Origin of the sequence: Occallatibacter sp., assembly GCF_049802275.1 — a bacterium.
Taxonomy (GTDB): domain Bacteria; phylum Acidobacteriota; class Terriglobia; order Terriglobales; family Acidobacteriaceae; genus Telmatobacter.
On record NZ_JBARMD010000014.1, the window covers coordinates 1 to 4,635 of the forward strand.

Sequence of the window (4,635 nt, forward strand, 5' to 3'; positions counted from 1 at the left end):
ATCGCCATCGTCACGGCCAAGCCGCAGACCACGCGCAACCGCATCATCGGAGTGCTGGAAGTGGAAGCGCGCAAGAAGGTTCATCCCGCGGCACAAGTCGTATTTGTCGACACTCCCGGCGTGCACAAGCCCACTTCGCAACTTGACCGCCGCATGTTGCAGGAAGTCCATGAAGCTCTCTCGACGCGCGATGTCGTGCTCGTGCTGGTTGACGCCAGCCGGCGCGTCCAGCTTGAGGCAGCGGGAGAACCCGGAAATATTCTCGAACAGGCGGAGACTCGGGTGCCGCAGGTTTCGTCTCTGAAACCTGGGAGGGGCTCCGCTTCTCACGCCAACTCTCGAAAGTCTGCCGCTTGGGCCAGCGAGGAGGAATTTCTCTTCTCGCTCATTCGCGAACTGGACTGCCCCGTCTTCCTTGTCCTCACTAAGATCGATCTCGTCCCGAAAGACGTTCTACTGCCGTTAATCGACACGATGACGAAGCAATACAAATTCGCCGAGATCATTCCCGTCAGCGCGCGCAAGAAGGATGGTCTCGATCTACTCGTCAGGAAGATCGTCGACGCGCTGCCCGTCGGCGAACGTTACTATCCAAAGGATCAGTACACCGATCAGCCCATGCGCTTCATGGTTGCTGAACTGATCCGCGAACGCATTCTTGTGGAGACCGGCGAAGAAGTTCCGTACGCTGCGGCTGTCGTCATTGAGCAGTTTGAAGAAGCCGAGCCGCCTGCTCCGCCGCGCAAGAAAGGCCAGCCACCTGCCCGCTTACCGCTCACGCGCATCGCTGCAGCAATCTACTGCGAGCGCGACGGGCAGAAGGCCATCCTTATCGGCAAAGGCGGGGCGAAGCTCAAAGAGATTGGCACCGGGGCGCGCAAGCAGATCGAGTCGTTGCTCGGCACGCGCGTCTATCTCGAATTGCACGTCATCGTCGAGCCCAACTGGCGCGAGTCGCGGCCCTTTGTGGATTCGCTCGATTGGCGCAATCAACTCGAAAAGCTGGCGGAGAAACAGGGAAACGAAAAACCCGCCGACGAAGAATTCTAGCCAAGCCTCTATGCGCCGCGGACCTTGCCGCGCCCGTTGCCCTTGACTTCATACATGCGCGCGTCGGCGGCACCGATAATTGCGTGCACCGCAGCGTTCTCCGGGGGGCAGGTTGCGAGGCCCACGCTGGCGCTGGCAGAGAGGTCGAGCCCATTGCTCATATGAAAGCGCGTATTCATCAGTTCTTCGTGCAGCTTAGTCGCTTGCATAAAAGCATCCATTGTGGACGTTTCCGGCATCAGGATCACGAATTCGTCGCCGCCATAGCGAAAGCACATATCTTTTTCGCGGCTCAGCTGTTTCAATCGGCCGCCGACACGCATCAGCAGTTCGCTTCCAATCAGATGTCCGTGAGCGTCATTCACCAGCTTGAACCGGTCGAGATCGATGAACGCGAGGCTGATCGGCTGCCTTAACCTGCTGCCGCGTTCCAGTTCCTGCTCCAGCATTTTGTAGAGATGGCGCACGTTGTACAGTCCGGTAGCGTCGTCGGTAATGGTGAGTTGCTGGATGCGCGCCACGTCCTGCGCATTCTCAATTGCAATGGCCGCGTGATCGCACAGGATATGCAGAAAAGCGATCGTGTAATCGCTCATCTCGCTGGCGCGCGGATTCAGGATCTCAATTACGCCCTGCACGCCCTTGCGTCCCCGCAACGGCATCGCAATCATCGAGCGCACCATGCGTGTTTCGGCGACGATGGTCCGCTGCAATCGGGGATCGTTGTCCTCCGACTCCGGAACCATCAGCGTCTCGCCGTGTTTTGCTACCCAGCCGGCAACGCCCTCGCCCATCTGCACGCGTAAGTCACGCAGCGCATCCTCGCCGTTTCCAGAAGCGATAGCGTAGTAGAGCTCGTTGCGTTTCTCATCCAGCATCAGCAGCGTCCACATATCGGCCGTGATGATCCGCTCCATCTGGTCGAGAATCGTGCGCAGAATTGTATCCAGATCGAGGCTGGAGTTGAGCGACCGCGCCAGCTGGTGAAACACCATGAGGTCGTCGAGAGGAATGCGATTTTCAGTCAACTGGGTCATCTCGAAGCGAAAAGGGGTGAATCTAATCTGATGTGAATTCTGTCACACGCGTCGGTTCAAATCGCCTGCCAATAGTCTCTTTGGTCCATAGCCATATGTACTAAAGTTACATGCCGCAAATTGTCCATCACTTGTCGGTCAAACCATTCATATCTAAGTCCTTCTGCATAGCTTTGCATCAGCATGTTCAATCAGTTACGAGGGAGGAGTGCGGGGAACGGGAGCGTTTCAGCCGCCGATGTGGACCATCGAGCGCGTTGGCTTCAGGAATCCGGGCTCGCCGATATGATGACGCGCCTCTTTGCCATGAATCGTCTCCACGATGTAGTCAGACAGAACTTTATCGTCCTCGCCGGCGCGCATCCTTCCATACAGATCGTGTTCCACTTGCGAAAAGAGGCAGGTTCGGATTTTGCCGTCTGACGTAAGGCGAACACGGCTGCAGGCGCCGCAAAATGCCTGGCTCACCGGCGCAATGATCCCGATTTCGCCTACGCCATCGGCAAAGGTATAACGACGAGCGGTTTCGCTGGCCTCGCGCGGGGGCATGGGCACCAGCGGCATCTCGCGGCCAATGCGCTCAACGATCTCCGCCAGCGGAACGACGATCTCCGGCGTCCACAAGCGGCCTTCTTCCAGCGGCATGAATTCGATGAACCGCACCACTACGTTCTCTTCCCGCGCGAAACGGGCGAATCCTTCGATCTGGTTGTCGTTGAATCCACGCAGCAGAACGCAGTTGATTTTCAGGGGCGTCAAGCCCGCATCCCGTGCGGCCCGAATTCCCGCCAGCACCTTCTTGAAACTGCCTGGAACGCGCGTGATTCGTTCGAACGTTGGCGCATCGACCGCGTCCATGCTGACGGTGACGCGATGCAAACCCGCGGTCTTCAGCGGCAGGGCCAGTTTGTCAAGAAGATGACCGTTCGTGGTGATCGCCAGGTCGAGTGCTTCGCCTTTCGGTGTCTGTAGCCGCGCAAGTTCTTCAATCAGTTCGATCAGGCGCGGGCGCAGCAGCGGCTCGCCACCGGTAATGCGAACCTTCTCGATCCCCAGGTTCACAAACAGTTTGATCAGCCGCAGATATTCTTCGATCCCCAGTTCCGGATACTGGGCGCCAAACTCACCGGTCCTGCAGTAGACGCACTTGTAATTGCAGCGGTCCGTCACGGAAACGCGCAGATCGTGAATCACGCGGCCGTGACTATCCATCAGGCGGCGAGCGGTGGATTCTGCGGTAGGGGCGATTGGGGAAGCGACAACCATATTTGCAACTTCAGGCTATACCGTTTTCTCAAGCTTTGCAGAGGGGCCGTAATAGCGAGAGCCGGCTCGAAGGCCGGCTCCATTGGCTAAATGCCGATTTGGGGCGGTGTTTTAGTCAATTCGAGGGGTTCCGGAACGAAGAATCAGGCCTGTAAGACCTAGAACGACCACCAAAGTGACAGCGATCGCGAAATAGTACGCCATGGGATGAACCCATCCCGGCGAATAGGTCAAATCCTGTCCCACCCACAACAGAAGTACCGTCGCAATCACAGCAAACTGGCAGGCAATCACGAGCAGCGTGTGCCCCCATTCGCGCCGTTTATCCAGCGCCTCCACCTGGTCAGGGGTAAGGTTGCGTTCTTCAGGGGGAAGAAGGGAATTCGCCATCAGACTCTGTCTCCTTGCGGGCCCTCAAGTTGGCCTCCTGGCCCGGGCTCCTCAGTGTTTCGATTCAAACACATGGCGGCCGTCCTGCGCCAGCTTTGCTGCCCGCGTTTTTGATCGCACGCACTATTCGTTCAGAAAGGCCAGCGATTGCAAGGACGTAATCTCAAAAGGCTTGCGGCAGCGGATATTCATGCAGCTTAACTTGTCGTCCCGTCGCACCATGTAGGATTGCGCCTTGGCGAACTTGGCCCGATCCCGCTCGTCGGCGTGGCGGGGCAACTGCGGCCGCTTCCGCCGAACCACCCAGGTCACCTTGTACTCCCCCGCCTGGCCACATTTCGGACAGGTCAGGTTGTGCGTCCGTGTCTCCGTCGTTTCGTTGAAAAACTCGCGTTCGTCCATCTCCTGCACTTCTCCAGTTTCTGCGAAATAGCCCCATCGCTGAAATTCTTCCCGACAGAGCCGCGCAGATAAAGTTCCAGGCGCCGTCGCTTCGGCCTGAACTCTTCCATACTAATCTTCGGGGGCGCTTCACAATCTTCGGACTTGCTGGACCAGGGCGTTGCGAGCCTTGCCTTTGAACGCACTCAACGCATTCCTGGCGTTTGGAGAAGATGGCTTTCCAGGCAGATTGGGTAATGGCAAACTCCATAAAAGCTGGAAGGGCTGAGTCGCAAGAGACTCAGCCCCACTCCATCAATGCCCACTCTTCGTCAGCGAAATCATTTGCTGCAGGACTTGCCTGCGTCAGGCCGGCCGCCTTTAGCCTTGGCCTCTGCCTCGGTCATGTACGCTCCAGCTTTTGTCGTGCCGTAATACTTGGTGCCGGGACAGTGGTAGACATTGCTCGCCGTATTCAGCCAGACCTGTCCCGCTCCGCCCCCGGGCCTTG

The 4,635-nt window shown here is 57.8% G+C and carries 5 protein-coding genes; 1 reads left to right on the forward strand and 4 read right to left on the reverse strand.

All coding sequences use genetic code 11. From position 1 onward, the window contains the following. A partial coding sequence (gene era / locus WA354_RS00425) for a GTPase Era (protein ID WP_472811031.1) occupies window positions 1-1,050 on the forward strand: 1,050 nt, incomplete at its 5' end. Window positions 1,051-1,058: 8 nt separating this feature from the next. On the opposite strand, the gene WA354_RS00430 is transcribed toward era, so the two are convergent. From WA354_RS00430 to WA354_RS00445, 4 genes are all read right to left on the reverse strand, one after another. After that, on the reverse strand, window positions 1,059-2,078 hold the full coding sequence (locus tag WA354_RS00430) for a GGDEF domain-containing protein (protein ID WP_472811032.1): 1,020 nt from the start codon (window positions 2,076-2,078) through the stop codon (window positions 1,059-1,061). Window positions 2,079-2,315: 237 nt separating this feature from the next. Continuing rightward, window positions 2,316-3,353, reverse strand: coding sequence for a GTP 3',8-cyclase MoaA (gene moaA, locus WA354_RS00435; RefSeq protein ID WP_472811033.1), 1,038 nt, complete (start codon window positions 3,351-3,353; stop codon window positions 2,316-2,318). Window positions 3,354-3,464: 111 nt separating this feature from the next. Then, window positions 3,465-3,743, reverse strand: a complete 279-nt coding sequence (locus WA354_RS00440; protein ID WP_472811034.1) for a hypothetical protein — start codon at window positions 3,741-3,743, stop codon at window positions 3,465-3,467. A gap of 123 nt (window positions 3,744-3,866) precedes the next feature. Then, a complete protein-coding gene (locus tag WA354_RS00445; RefSeq protein WP_472811035.1) occupies window positions 3,867-4,145 on the reverse strand; it encodes a hypothetical protein in 279 nt (92 codons plus the stop codon). Between the last annotated feature and the right edge of the window lie 490 nt (window positions 4,146-4,635).